The sequence below is a fragment of the Bradyrhizobium sp. TM239 genome, from assembly GCF_036247985.1.
Classification (GTDB): domain Bacteria; phylum Pseudomonadota; class Alphaproteobacteria; order Rhizobiales; family Xanthobacteraceae; genus Bradyrhizobium; species Bradyrhizobium ottawaense.
In genome coordinates, this window is sequence record NZ_BTIR01000012.1 from 137,415 (window position 1) to 149,980 (window position 12,566).

Sequence of the window (12,566 nt, forward strand, 5' to 3'; positions counted from 1 at the left end):
ATGGCCGAGGATGGCAAGGGTACGGAACGCGTGACCTTCAGTCGCGGCTACGATGTCTGCATCATGGCCATCGACGGCACCTGGCGCCGCGACTGCAAGCTCAACGCGATCTCCGATACCGACGCCATCCTCACGGTGGAAGGCTCGATCCAGGGGTTGAACCTGAAAGAGTTCTTCCTGCTGTTGTCGTCCACGGGACTCGCCTATCGCCGCTGCGAGCTGGTCCGCGTCAACGGCGCCGAGATGGACATCCAGTTCCTGCGCGGCAAGAACCGGAAGAAGCGCGGCGCAGCCGGCGGTCGTGACGAAGCGGCGTGATCAAGCCCGCATCCGTCGCCGTCCTTTCCGGTCCGTTGCTTCACATTTTCTGAAAACATCCGAATGAATTCGCGACAGGAACTTTACGTGGCCTAAGCGCGAGCCGTGTATCCATTGATGGTCCCAATCTCAGGATACTGAAATGCCCAGAAGTTCTCTTTCCCCCATCCCCTCAAACCTGCCCGACGGCACCGAGCGGCGTGCGCTTCAGCTCCTGGTGGTCGATGACGACGCCACGCAGCGCAGCCTGATCACGGTCGCCGCCAAACAGGCCGGCCACGAAGTCACCGTGGCGCCGTCAGTGGCGGACGCGATCGAGAAGCTCCGCGCCGCGCGCTTCGACTGCGTGACGCTCGATCTCGTGCTGGAGGATGGCGACGGCATCGACGTGCTGCGGGAGATGGCGGCGGCGAAGTTCGGTGGCGCGGTGATCGTCATCAGCGGCATGGACGGCAAGCGCCGCAGCGCCGCCCGCAGCTTCGCCCGGTCCGTCGGGATCGAGCTCCAGAGCCTGCCGAAGCCGCTCGACCTCGCGGCCCTGCGCATCAGCCTCGCCAATCTCGGCAAGACCGCGATGGGCCTTCCGGCGATCCATACCTGGGGTGGTGTCGCCACCGACGCGATCGTGGAACGGCACCGCGCCTAGGCTGCGGAGCTGCCATGCGATGGCATGCGGCCGTTGCGCCGCGCTGATCGCGATCTATGCCGGGCTGCCGGATTCCGACAGGCATTGCAGGGCGTGGCCAAGGCCCGCCCGGCAGGCGTTGAGGGCGGCGCTCGCCGTCGCATAGCGCGGCGTGACGTCGTCGAGCACGAAAATGTCGGTGGAACCGGCCGGATCGCCCTTATCGTCGTGCGCCAGGCCGATTTCCAACGGGCCAGCTTCCATCATGGCTGCGTCGATCAGGCGCATGCTGCTCTCGATCCGTGTAATCAGGGAGCGAAGATCGGCAGCGATCAACTGACGGCTGTCGGTTTCGGGCATCGCGACGAGCGGGGGTGTGCCAGCGAAATTTAGCATGGATATTCTCCGTACCCCGCAATTAGGCACCCTGCCGCTACTTGTGCGTTAAGTCCATGTCCCGTACAAATACGGGTGGGCCGAATCCGCGCCGAACGCCATAACGGTTGGCGCGGACGCGAGTCCTTCATGCCAACCGGATGTGGCACATGGCCGAACAAAGCTCTCGCGGTGAAATCTTCGTGGTCGACGACGACCCTGCCGTTCGCGACACCCTGTCGATGGTGTTGAAGGCGGCGGGCTATGAGGTGATCTGTTTTGCGGACGGCGCAGCACTGCTCTCCGTCGCGCGAAACCGCACACCGGCTGCGATCCTGCTCGACGTGCACATTCCCGGAAAGTCCGGCCTCGACATTCTGAAGGAGCTGCAGGGCGAGGACTATCCGGCACCGATCTTCATGATCTCCGGACAGGGCGACATCGCGATGGCGGTGGGCGCGATCAAGAGCGGCGCGCTCGACTTCATCGAGAAGCCGTTCCGCGGCAGCGAGATCGTCGGCCGGCTCGACGAGGCGATCGGCGCCTATGCGCGCAGGCAGGCGGAGAACGCCTCGCCGAAATTCGGCTCGCTGCATTTCCCTGGACGCGAGCCGCTGACGCGCAGGGAGCGCGAGGTGCTCGAGCAGTTCGCCTCCGGTGCGTCCAACAAGGAAGCCGGCCGCACCCTCGGCATCAGCCCGCGCACCATCGAGGATCACCGCGCCAACATCATGAAGAAGCTCGGCGCGCGCAACGCCGCCGATCTGATCCGCATCGTGATGACCGCGGCCCAGCGCGCATCGTAGGCGACTGGCTATCCTGTCTCGCGCCCCGGACGCAGCGCATCATGCAATGATGCGCTGCTGAGCCGGGGCCCATCTCTCAAATTTCACCGCTGACAGTTCTGGGTCCCGGCTCTGCGTCGCAGTGTTGCGCGCTGCGCCTTGTTCGGGACACGAGATCGCGTCTCAAGCGCTCAACGCCTTCCGGATGATCCGCGCGAGATCCGATTTGCGATAGGGCTTGGCCAGCAGCAGAACGCCGGAATCCAGCCGGCCGTGATGGATGATCGCATTCTCGGTATAGCCTGACGTATAGACCACCCTGAGATCGGGGCGTGTCTTCATCAGTTCGTCGGCGAGCTGCCGTCCATTCATCTTGCCGGGCATGATGACGTCGGTGAACAGCAGGTCGAACGGCTCGCCGGCGGCAACGATCGCGAGCGCCTCCGCGGCATTCGCGGCCTGCAGGGTGACGTAACCCAGCGCATGCAGCTGCGCCAGCACGTAGTCGCGCACCAGCCGGTCGTCCTCGACCACCAGGATCGTCTCGTGTCCGCCCTCGATCGTCGCAGGCGTCACGCCCTCGCCGATGGCTGTCGGCGTCTTGCCGGGCGGCAGGTACATCTTGATCGTGGTGCCGTGGCCTTCCTCGCTGTAGATCTTGATGTGGCCTGCGGACTGCTTGATGAAGCCGTAGACCATCGACAGCCCGAGCCCGGTGCCCTTGCCCGGTCCCTTCGAGGTGAAGAAGGGATCGAACACCCTCGTCAATATGTTCGCCGGGATCCCGGTGCCGGTGTCGCTGACGGCGATCAGCACGTAATGGCCGGGGCGGATGTCGTTGTCGCTGGCATAGACCTCGTCGAGATAGGCGGCGCCGGTCTCGACGATCAGCTTGCCGCCGCCGGGCATGGCGTCGCGGGCATTGAGCGCGAGATTGAGGATCGCGGTGGTGAGCTGGTTGGGATCGACGATCGCGACGCAATTCTCGTCCTCGAACACCGATTCGATCTGGATATGCTCGCCCAGCGTCGGTCGCAACAGCTTCGCGGTGTCGACGACCAGCGAGTTGATGTCGATCTCGCGCGGCTGGAGCGGCTGCTTGCGCGCGAAGGCGAGCAGGTGCTGGGTCAGATCGGCGCCGCGCGCGGCGGCCTCGTCGATCATCTTCGTGATGGCCGCAAGCTGCGGCTCCTTCTCGACGGCCTCCGCGAGGATCTCGATCGTGCCGGTGATGACGGTGAGGATGTTGTTGAAATCGTGCGCCACGCCGCCCGTGAGCTGGCCGATCGCCTCCATCTTCTCGACATGCCGGATGCGCTCCTCGGCCGCGATCTTGTCGGTGAGATCGCGGTAGAACACGTTGAACAGCAGGCCCTCGCGGCGGTTCAGCGCGGTCACGCTGACCTCGGCCCTGAATTCCTTGCCGTCGCGGCGGCGGCACATCAGCTCACGGCGGCGGTTCAGCGTCCTACCGCCTTCGTTCTCGAGGAATTGCTTCAGGCCAGCCCTGACCCTCTCGCGCTCGCTCTCGGCGACGATCAGGTCGATCGTGCTCTTGCCGAGCACCTCGTCGCGGCGCCAGCCGAACAGCTGCTCGGCTTGCGAGTTCCAGTTCAGGATGCTGCTGGTCTCGTCGGTCTGGATGAAGGCGTCGAGCGAGGTCTCGACGATGTTGCGGGCGAGCCGCTCGCTCTCGCGCAGCGATTCCTGCGCGAGCCGCGCTTCCGTCATGTCGCGTCCGACGAAGAAGAAGCGCTGCGCCTGCTCGGACCAGTTGCCGAGCCAGGACAGCCAGACCTCGTGTCCGCTCTTGTGAAAGCAGCGGGTGTCGCCGAGTTTGGGGCGCTCGCCGCGCCGCAGCGCGCGCATGTCCTCGCGCGATTGCGCCAGATGGTCGGGGTGAATGAAGTCGGCGCCGCTGCGGCCGATCATCTCGTCCGGCCGGTAGCCGAGAATGGTCTCGCTGCTCGGGCTGATCTGCGCGACATGGCCCCGCGGGTCCATGACCATGATCAGATCCTGCGAGGTGTCGAAGATCTGCCGACGCTCCTCGAGCTGCTGCTGCAGCTGTCGCTCGGCCCGCCGCGCCTCGGTGAGGCTGTGCGCGGTGCCGGAGACGCCGATGATCTCACCGGACTGCCCCCTGATCGGCGAGAGGCTGAGAGAGATCTCGACCGGCGTGCCGTCCTTGCGCAGGCGCACCGTCTCGAACCGCTCGATCGACTCGCCCCGCGCGATCCGCGTCAGATAGCCCCTGCCATGCTCGCGGCGGTCGGGCGGCACGATGATCGCGGTGGATTTCCCGATCGCCTCACTCGCCGAATAGCCATAGAGCCGTTCGGCGGCCGGATTCCAGCCCGTGATGACGGCGTCGAGCGTTTGCATCACGATCGCATCGTCGGACGATTCGACGGCGGCACTGAACAACTGCTCGCGTGCCGCGTGATGGCTTCGTGCGGCCTCGGTGCGGCGATGCTCCCGGACCTCGCGCTCGAGAGCGGCTGTCTTCGCCCGCGTCTCCTCGACCATCTGGGCGAAAGCCCGCGCCAGCACGCCCGTCTCGCCGCTGGCATCGACTGGGATGTCCACTTGCCGTCCGCGGCCGATCGCCTCCACGGCCGCGGTCAGGCGGCCGATCGGGCGGGTCAATGAGCGCGCCAGCAGCACCGCGAGCGAAGCCGCGGCAAGGACGGCGAGCACGCCGACCAGCACGGAGGTCTTTTGAATGGCAGCCGGCACCCGGCCGAAGACGGACGGGGGAATGGTCACGATGATTGCGGTCCATTCCTTGCCCGCCAGCAGCGCCGGCGCGATCGCCGCGCCGGTCGGCCGGCCCGACCCGTCGGTCATGAGCCGCGTGGATACGTCCGACGTGCTGGGCATGGCCGAGAAGAATGGAAAATCATCGCGCCAGTTGGTGGGGTGGCCGTGCAATGAGCCGAATTCTCGCGCGCGATCGGGATGAACGAGATAATCGCCGTGCGAATTCACGACGTAGATCTCGCCACCCGAGTTCGTCGTCGCGCGGATGCGGTCGAGGGCCGGACGCATGTCGACATTGGCGATGATGATGCCGAACGGCTTGCCATCCGGCGTGAACAGCGGCGTCGCGACCCGCAGCGTCGGAGTGTGCAAGACCGTGGTGCCCCCCTGGCGGGTCGCGAGATCGATCGGCGACACGTAAAGCTCGCCCGGCGCCAGCCTTATCGTGTCCTGAAAGTAGGCTCGGTCGCCCTTGCGCTCCAGCTCGCTGTTGGGGACGATCCGCGCCGCTCCATTCGGTCCGGAGCGGTCGACGCGGACCAGCTCGCGCTGGTCGTCGTCAAGTCCGATGATTCGAAACTGCGCGTAGCTGGGCTTGGCCTCGATCTCTGCTGCGAGCCGCGTCGCGATGCGCTCGCGCCAGGTCTGCTCTGTAACGCCGTCAAGGGGGTCAACTCCTCCACCGACATGGGCGCGGATCAGGCCGTTGATGGCCGCGGCAGAGCGATAGCCGATCAAATCGCCGCGGACTCCGGCAACATAGGATTCCAGATTGGCCGCGAGCAGGCGTGACTGGGCCTCGACCCGCTCCAGGACGCGCGGAATGACCGCTTGCGTGGTGTTGCGAAAGCCGAGCCATCCGACTGCGGCGACGGTGACCGCCACCAGCAGGATCATCGCGATCGCCAGCCGCGTTGCGAGGGTCAAGCGGATGTTCGCAGGGCTTCCCGGATGACCGCGCCTGGTCTGGCCTGGAGCAGCGGCGTCCCCGTCACCGGTGGCCGGAGCTGACATCGGACCCCTCCGGCTCGCCTGCTTTCAGGCAGCCATCGACCGCGGCGAGCAGGGCGTCGGGCCGGAACGGCTTTTGCAAGCTTGCCACCGCGCCGAGCTTGGTCGCCATCTTCAGGAAGTCCGGTTCCGCATAGGCATCCGGCGTGATCGAACGGCCGGAAATGACGATGATCGGAATGGCCGGAGCCAGCACCCGGATGTGACGCATCGTCTCCAGCCCGTCCATGCCGGGCATGAAGATGTCGAGAAACAGGAGGTCGAACCGGCTGGCCTCGAACAGCGCAAGTCCCTTGCGGCCATCGCCGGCGACGGTGACGTGATGACCGGCCCTCTCCAGGAGCAGCCGGATCGTGATCTGAACGGCCGGGTCGTCATCCACGATCAGGATGTTGGCCACGTCTGAATTCCTCCGGGCCGGATGGGACGTCCCCACCGGCCGCAAATCAAACCATCAAAGACGAAATTGTTGCGCGGATTCCGCCCGGCCTGCAAGCACTTCGCGAACGTCCGGTGAATGCTCGCCTAAGCCGAAAGCCTGCTTATGCACGGTTTCGTGCATAAGGGTTCGTCAGGCTGGCGGTCGGTCTAATCGGTCAGATATTCCGGATAGTGGCTCCGGATCTTGTCGAGCTCACTCAGCGTGCCCGACAAATGCTTGCGCAGATGCTGTCGCGCGGCGTCAGCGTCGCCGGCCTCGATCGCGCGCGTGATCAGCCGGTGGTGACGGACGATGTTCTGGGCCTTGCCGGGCGAGGGCAAATGCAGCCGGCGCAGCCGGTCGATATGTCCGCTGCGGCTGCGCACCAGCGTCCAGAGCTCCTGCTTGCCGGCCGCGGCATAAAGCTGGGCGTGAAAATCGTTGTCGGCGGCGATGAAGCTCTCGAAGTCCCCGGCTTTCGCGAATTGCTGCTGCAGCGCGATCACATGATCGAGGCGGAGGACCAGGGCCTGGTCATGTTGCTCCGCGAGCAGCCGGACGATTTCGAGCTCGAGCGCCTGACGCAGGAAATGCGCCTGCTCGGCGCGGCCGACGTCGACCCGGCTGACCACGGTCGCGTGCTGCGGAAACACGTCCACGAGCCCTTCTTCCTCGAGCCGCATCAGCGCGTCGCGGATCGGCGTCGAGCTGACGCCGAATTGGGCGGCGAGATCGGTGCGCGACAGCGGCGAGCCCGGAGGCAGTTCGAGTGCGAGAATGGCGTTGCGCAGCCGCTCGAACACCTGCGGCGCGGCCTGCCGGGCCCGGTCGAGCCGTGCGCCGGGGCGAGCCGCGCGGGGCGCGGGATGGGCGGTTTCCATGGAAAAGCTCCGGCGGACTTGCCTTTGATGCACTAATGCATTAGTGCATCAGCAGGGCCGCTCGTCAATGGCGGCCGGAGGAAACGAACAACAATGATCAAGCCATTCCAGCGTGGCGTTGCCGCCATCGCCCTGATCGCCGCAACCGCGCTGGCGGCTTCGCCGGCGCGTGCGCAGCAGAAATCCGAGATCGCGCTGTCGCGCCAGCCCGGCATCTTCTACATGCCGAGCCACATCATGGAAAAGCAGAAGCTGATCGAGAAGCACGCAGCTTCGCTCGGCGTCGCAGGCGTCACCACCAAATGGATCACCTTCTCCGGCGGCGGGGCGCAGACCGATGCGCTGCTCGCGGGCGGCGTCGACATCCTCAACACCGGCACCGGCAACCTGCTGCTGCTGTGGGACCGCACCCGCGGCGGCGTGAAGGGCATCGTCGCGACCTCGGCGCAGCCGATGACGCTGATCAGCCGCGATGCCAACATCAAGTCGATCAGGGATTTCGGCCCCTCCGACAAGATCGCGGTGCCGACCGTCAAGGTCTCGACCCAGGCGATCGTGCTTCAGATCGCGGCCGCCGAGGCGTTTGGCGCCGACCAATGGTCGAAGCTCGATGCCAACACCGTGCAGCTCGGCCATCCCGACGCCTATGCGGCGCTGTCCAATTCCAAGCACGAGGTGCACAACCACTTCTCGATTCCGCCGTTCACCTTCCTGGAGCTGAAGAACGTGCCGGACGCGCACATCGTGCTGTCGTCGCCGGACGTGATGGGCGGGCCGCTCAGCCAGGCCCAGTTCTTCACCACCACCAAATTCGCCGACGCCAATCCAAAGATCATCCAGGCCGTGCGCGACGCGACCAAGGAAGCGCAGGACCTGATCCGCAGCGACACCAAACAGGCGGTCGAGATCTACAAGGAGATCACCGGCGACAAGACCTCGGTCGAGGAGCTGCTCGATCTTCTCAAGGAGCCCGGCATGATGGAGTGGAATCTCGAGCCGCAGGGCACGATGAAATTCGCCGCCCATCTGTTCAAGACCGGCACGCTGAAGAGCCAGCCCAAGGCCTGGACGGATTATTATCTCCCCGTCGCGCACGATCTGAAGGGCAACTGATGGCGCTGCTCGACGTCAGCTCCGTGACGCTGCGCTACAAGACCTCCAGCGCAGTCGTCACCGCCACGGAGAGGGTGAGTTTCACGGTCGACAAGTCCGACCGCTTCGTGCTGCTCGGTCCGTCCGGCTGCGGCAAGTCGACCCTGCTCAAGGCCGTCGGCGGCTACATGACCCCGAGCGAGGGCCGCATGACGATCGGCGACCGCGAGATCCATGGTCCCGGCGCCGACCGCATGATGATCTTCCAGGAGTTCGACCAGCTGCTGCCGTGGAAGAGCGTGCTCGCCAACGTCATGTTTCCGCTGCTGACCGCGCGAAGACTGTCGCGCAGGGACGCCGAGGCCAAGGCGAGGGCCTATATCGAGAAGGTCGGCCTCACCCGCGTGGTCGATGCCTATCCGCACACGCTCTCCGGCGGCATGAAGCAGCGCGTCGCGATCGCACGCGGCATGGCGATGGAGCCGGACATCCTCTTGATGGACGAGCCGTTCGCCGCGCTGGACGCCCTGACGCGCCGGACCTGCCAGGACGAGCTGCTCCAGCTCTGGAGCGAGACCAAGTTCACCGTGCTGTTCGTGACCCATTCGATCGCGGAAGCGATCCGCATTGGCAACCGCATCCTGCTGCTGTCGCCGCATCCCGGCCGGGTCAAGGCCGAGGTGATCGACGTCGACAAGGTCTCGAACGAAGACGGCAGCGCCGGCCGGCTGGAAAAGGAGATCCACGATCTCCTGTTCGCCGGCGAAGCCACCGCGCATTGAGGAGCCTCTGATGGGCGAAGCCAGGATATTGCTGCGGGCCGAACCGGTTGCTGCCATCGGCGCAGGCGAGGTCGAGCGCAAGCTGAGCGTGCTTGAGCTGTTGTGGAACGACGGCTTCGTCCGCAAGTCGGTGATCATCCTGTTCCTGGCGGCGGTCTGGGAAGCCTACGGCGTCGCCCTCGACAATCCGCTGTTGTTCCCGACGCTGCATGATACCGCCATCACGCTGTTCGATCGGGTCAAGGACGGCACGATTCCGATGCGGGCCTGGGCGTCGCTGAAAGTCCTGTTCATGGGCTATTCGGCCGGCATCGCGCTCGCCGCGATCTTCACGGTGCTTGCCATCTCCACTCGCATCGGCACCGATTTCCTCGAGACTGTCACGGCGATGTTCAACCCATTGCCGGCGATCGCGCTGCTGCCGCTCGCCTTGATCTGGTTCGGTCTCGGCAATGGCAGCCTCGTCTTCGTGCTGATCCATTCGGTGCTGTGGCCAGTCGCGCTCAACACCCATTCCGGCTTCAAGAGCGTGTCCAACACGCTGCGCATGGTCGGCCGCAATTACGGCCTGAGCGGCTTGCCCTACGTCGCCAAAATCCTGATCCCGGCCGCCTTCGGCTCGATCCTCACCGGCCTCAAGATCGGCTGGGCCTTTGCCTGGCGCACGCTGATCGCGGCCGAGCTGGTGTTCGGCGTGTCCTCGGGGCAGGGCGGGCTCGGCTGGTTCATCTTCGAGAACCGCAATTTGCTCGACATACCCGCCGTGTTCGCGGGCCTCTTGACGGTGATCATCATCGGGCTCTTTGTCGAGAACCTGATCTTCCGCGCCATCGAGCGGAACACCGTGCAGAAATGGGGCACCCAATCATGACCAAGAAGAAAATAACGCCCGACCAGCTCCGCAGCGCGCGCTGGTTCGCGCCCGACGATCTCCGCTCGTTCGGCCACCGCTCCCGCACCATGCAGATGGGCTACGCGCCGGAGGAGTGGAAGGACCGCCCGATCATCGCGATCCTCAACACCTGGTCGGACGCGCAGCCCTGCCACATGCATTTCAAGTCGCGCGTCGACGACGTCAAGCGCGGCATCCTGATGGCCGGCGGCCTGCCGCTGGAATTGCCGGCGCTGTCGCTGTCGGAATCGCTGCTGAAGCCGACCACGATGCTCTATCGCAATCTGCTGGCGATGGACGCGGAAGAGCTGCTGCGCAGCCATCCCGTCGACGGCGTCGTGCTGATGGGCGGCTGCGACAAGACCACGCCGGCGCTGCTCTTGGGCGCGACCTCGATGAACATCCCGGCGATCTATCTGCCGGCCGGCCCGATGCTGCGCGGCAACTGGAAGGGCAAGACGCTCGGCTCCGGCTCCGACGGCTGGAAATATTGGGACGAGCGGCGTGCGGGGAAGATCTCCGACAAGGACTGGCTCGACATCGAGGCCGGCATCGCCCGTAGCTACGGCACCTGCATGACCATGGGCACGGCCTCGACCATGACGGCCATTGCCGAAGCGATCGGCATGACGCTGCCCGGCGCCTCCTCGATTCCAGCCGCCGACGCCAACCACATCCGCATGGCCTCCGAATGCGGCCGCCGCATCGTCGAGATGGTGTGGGAGGATTTGACGCCGAAGGTGATCCAGACCCGAAAAGCCTTCGAGAACGCGATTGCGGTCGCGATGGCGATGGGCTGCTCGACCAACGCCATCATCCATCTGATCGCACAGGCCCGCCGCGCCGGCCAGGACATCGGGCTCGACGATTTCGAAATCGCCAGCCGCAAGGTGCCTGTGATCGCCAACGTGCGGCCAAGCGGCGATGCCTATCTCATGGAAGACTTCTTCTATGCCGGCGGCCTGCCGGCGCTGATGGGCCAGATCAAGCCGCATCTGCATCTCGACTGCATCACCGTTACCGGAAAGTCGCTAGGCGAGAATATCGAGGGTGCCGAAGTTCACAACGACGACGTGATCCGCGGAATCGACAATCCCATCTACAGGGAGGGCGCGCTTGCGGTGCTCAAGGGCAACCTCGCGCCGGACGGCTGCGTCATCAAGCCCTCCGCCTGCGCGCCGCGTTTCCTCAAGCATACGGGACCTGCGCTGGTGTTCGACGACTATCCCGCGATGAAGAGGGCGGTCGACGATCCCAATCTCGATGCTACCGAAGACCACATTCTCATCCTGCGCAATGCGGGGCCGCAAGGTGGCCCGGGCATGCCGGAATGGGGCATGCTGCCGATCCCGACAAAGCTCGTGAAGCAGGGCGTGCGCGACATGGTGCGCATCTCGGATGCGCGCATGAGCGGCACCAGCTATGGCGCCTGCATCCTGCACGTCTCGCCGGAATCCTACATCGGCGGCCCGCTGGCTTTAGTGCAGAACGGCGATCGCATCACGCTCGACGTTGCCGCCCGCACCATCAATCTCGATGTGAGCGAAGCCGAGTTGGAAAAGCGCCGCGCCGCCTGGAAGCAGCCGGAGCGCCGCTTCGAGCGCGGCTATGGCTGGATGTTCACGAAACACATCAAGCAGGCCAATGACGGCTGCGACTTCGACTTCCTCGAGACCGATTTCGGCGCGCCGATCGGCGAGCCGTCGATTTATTGACTGTCGTTCCGGGGCGCGCGGAGCGCGAACCCGGAACCCATTTCACCGCGGTGTATGCGGCCCGATGGATTCCGGGCTCGCCGCTGCGCGGCGCCCCGGAATGACAAGAGGATAGACCATGCCCAAACTCAGCGAAGCCACCCGCACCAAGCTCAAATCCGTCTCCACGGCCACAGTGGCCACGGCCTTGTTCAAGCGCGGCCTGCGCATCCAGATGATCCAGGACGTGCATCCTCTCGGCGCGGATCAGCCAACCATGGTCGGCGAAGCCTTCACGCTGCGCTACATGCCGGCGCGCGAGGATCTCAACACCATCGACGTGTTCAAGGATCGCTCGCATCCGCAGCGCAAGGCGGTCGAGGACTGCCCGGCGGGGAGCGTTCTGGTGATGGACAGCCGCAAGGACGCGCGCGCGGCCTCGGCCGGCGCGATCCTGGTGACGCGCTTGATGAAGCGCGGTGTCGCCGGTGTCGTCACCGACGGCGGCTTTCGCGATTCCGCGGAGATCGCCAAGCTCGGCATCCCCGCCTATCACCACCGCCCGTCGGCACCGACCAATCTCACGCTGCACCAGGCGATCGAGATCAACGTGCCCATCGGCTGCGGCGACGCGCCGGTGTTTCCCGGCGACGTCATCCTCGGCGATGCCGACGGCGTCATCGTGATCCCCGCCCATCTCGCGGACGAGATCGCCAACGAAACCTTCGAGATGACGGCGTTCGAGGATTTCGTCACCGAGGAAGTCGGCAAGGGCCGCGGCATCTTCGGTCTCTATCCCGCCACCGATCCGCAGACGCTCACCGACTTCGCGGAGTGGCGGAAGAAGAACGGCCGCTAAGCCAAAGCGAACTCACGTCCAGAAACGAGCCGGCGCATCAAGCGCCGGCCTCTTAGCAAGCAGGGAGG

The 12,566-nt window shown here is 65.3% G+C and carries 12 protein-coding genes; 8 read left to right on the forward strand and 4 right to left on the reverse strand.

Going from position 1 to position 12,566, the window contains the following annotated elements:
- Positions 1 to 318: a hypothetical protein gene (locus AABA84_RS22070; protein ID WP_018321617.1), complete on the forward strand. Its 318-nt coding sequence runs from the start codon at positions 1 to 3 to the stop codon at positions 316 to 318.
- A 142-nt stretch (positions 319 to 460) separates the two neighbouring features.
- Positions 461 to 964 (forward strand): response regulator, encoded by a 504-nt coding sequence (locus tag AABA84_RS22075; protein WP_212252980.1) that lies wholly within the window; start codon positions 461 to 463, stop codon positions 962 to 964.
- Positions 965 to 1,018: 54 nt separating this feature from the next.
- Here AABA84_RS22075 and AABA84_RS22080 read toward each other — a convergent pair whose 3' ends face one another.
- Positions 1,019 to 1,339 carry a hypothetical protein gene (locus AABA84_RS22080; protein WP_212252982.1) on the reverse strand — a complete coding sequence of 107 codons (321 nt, stop codon included), beginning with the start codon at positions 1,337 to 1,339 and terminating at the stop codon, positions 1,019 to 1,021.
- Positions 1,340 to 1,488: 149 nt separating this feature from the next.
- Between AABA84_RS22080 and AABA84_RS22085 the strand changes: the two genes are divergently transcribed.
- Positions 1,489 to 2,124 carry a response regulator transcription factor gene (locus AABA84_RS22085; RefSeq protein WP_027577504.1) on the forward strand — a complete coding sequence of 212 codons (636 nt, stop codon included), beginning with the start codon at positions 1,489 to 1,491 and terminating at the stop codon, positions 2,122 to 2,124.
- A 162-nt stretch (positions 2,125 to 2,286) separates the two neighbouring features.
- Here the strand turns inward: AABA84_RS22085 and AABA84_RS22090 are convergent, their stop codons facing one another.
- The 3 genes from AABA84_RS22090 to AABA84_RS22100 all read right to left on the reverse strand — a co-directional run bounded on the left by AABA84_RS22090 (position 2,287) and on the right by AABA84_RS22100 (position 7,179).
- Positions 2,287 to 5,880 (reverse strand): PAS domain S-box protein, encoded by a 3,594-nt coding sequence (locus AABA84_RS22090; protein WP_338313094.1) that lies wholly within the window; start codon positions 5,878 to 5,880, stop codon positions 2,287 to 2,289.
- Positions 5,858 to 6,277 carry a response regulator gene (locus AABA84_RS22095; protein ID WP_338308945.1) on the reverse strand — a complete coding sequence of 140 codons (420 nt, stop codon included), beginning with the start codon at positions 6,275 to 6,277 and terminating at the stop codon, positions 5,858 to 5,860. Before AABA84_RS22095 ends, AABA84_RS22090 begins: the two co-directional genes overlap by 23 nt.
- 188 nt (positions 6,278 to 6,465) lie before the next feature.
- Entirely contained in the window at positions 6,466 to 7,179 is a 714-nt protein-coding gene (locus AABA84_RS22100) for a GntR family transcriptional regulator (protein ID WP_338308946.1), read from the reverse strand.
- A 93-nt stretch (positions 7,180 to 7,272) separates the two neighbouring features.
- Between AABA84_RS22100 and AABA84_RS22105 the strand changes: the two genes are divergently transcribed.
- From AABA84_RS22105 to AABA84_RS22125, 5 genes are all read left to right on the forward strand, one after another.
- Complete coding sequence (locus AABA84_RS22105; RefSeq protein WP_338313095.1) at positions 7,273 to 8,292, forward strand: ABC transporter substrate-binding protein; 1,020 nt, start codon at positions 7,273 to 7,275, stop codon at positions 8,290 to 8,292.
- Positions 8,292 to 9,053 carry an ABC transporter ATP-binding protein gene (locus tag AABA84_RS22110; protein ID WP_212252991.1) on the forward strand — a complete coding sequence of 254 codons (762 nt, stop codon included), beginning with the start codon at positions 8,292 to 8,294 and terminating at the stop codon, positions 9,051 to 9,053. Before AABA84_RS22105 ends, AABA84_RS22110 begins: the two co-directional genes overlap by 1 nt.
- 10 nt (positions 9,054 to 9,063) lie before the next feature.
- Entirely contained in the window at positions 9,064 to 9,924 is an 861-nt protein-coding gene (locus tag AABA84_RS22115) for an ABC transporter permease (RefSeq protein WP_212252993.1), read from the forward strand.
- Complete coding sequence (gene araD, locus AABA84_RS22120) at positions 9,921 to 11,660, forward strand: L-arabinonate dehydratase (protein ID WP_338313097.1); 1,740 nt, start codon at positions 9,921 to 9,923, stop codon at positions 11,658 to 11,660. Before AABA84_RS22115 ends, araD begins: the two co-directional genes overlap by 4 nt.
- A 118-nt stretch (positions 11,661 to 11,778) precedes the next feature.
- Positions 11,779 to 12,498 carry a ribonuclease activity regulator RraA gene (locus AABA84_RS22125; RefSeq protein WP_338313098.1) on the forward strand — a complete coding sequence of 240 codons (720 nt, stop codon included), beginning with the start codon at positions 11,779 to 11,781 and terminating at the stop codon, positions 12,496 to 12,498.
- Positions 12,499 to 12,566 lie beyond the last annotated feature (68 nt).

What these genes read in the sequence shown, in the direction of transcription:
- AABA84_RS22075 (WP_212252980.1), top strand. Translation starts at nt 461, where the DNA reads ATGCCCAGAAGTTCTCTTTCCCCCATCCCCTCAAACCTGCCCGACGGC.
- AABA84_RS22100 (WP_338308946.1), bottom strand. Translation starts at nt 7,179, where the DNA reads ATGGAAACCGCCCATCCCGCGCCCCGCGCGGCTCGCCCCGGCGCACGG.
- AABA84_RS22115 (WP_212252993.1), top strand. Translation starts at nt 9,064, where the DNA reads ATGGGCGAAGCCAGGATATTGCTGCGGGCCGAACCGGTTGCTGCCATC.
- AABA84_RS22080 (WP_212252982.1), bottom strand. Translation starts at nt 1,339, where the DNA reads ATGCTAAATTTCGCTGGCACACCCCCGCTCGTCGCGATGCCCGAAACC.
- AABA84_RS22110 (WP_212252991.1), top strand. Translation starts at nt 8,292, where the DNA reads ATGGCGCTGCTCGACGTCAGCTCCGTGACGCTGCGCTACAAGACCTCC.
- AABA84_RS22125 (WP_338313098.1), top strand. Translation starts at nt 11,779, where the DNA reads ATGCCCAAACTCAGCGAAGCCACCCGCACCAAGCTCAAATCCGTCTCC.
- AABA84_RS22105 (WP_338313095.1), top strand. Translation starts at nt 7,273, where the DNA reads ATGATCAAGCCATTCCAGCGTGGCGTTGCCGCCATCGCCCTGATCGCC.
- AABA84_RS22070 (WP_018321617.1), top strand. Translation starts at nt 1, where the DNA reads ATGGCCGAGGATGGCAAGGGTACGGAACGCGTGACCTTCAGTCGCGGC.
- AABA84_RS22085 (WP_027577504.1), top strand. Translation starts at nt 1,489, where the DNA reads ATGGCCGAACAAAGCTCTCGCGGTGAAATCTTCGTGGTCGACGACGAC.
- araD (WP_338313097.1), top strand. Translation starts at nt 9,921, where the DNA reads ATGACCAAGAAGAAAATAACGCCCGACCAGCTCCGCAGCGCGCGCTGG.
- AABA84_RS22090 (WP_338313094.1), bottom strand. Translation starts at nt 5,880, where the DNA reads ATGTCAGCTCCGGCCACCGGTGACGGGGACGCCGCTGCTCCAGGCCAG.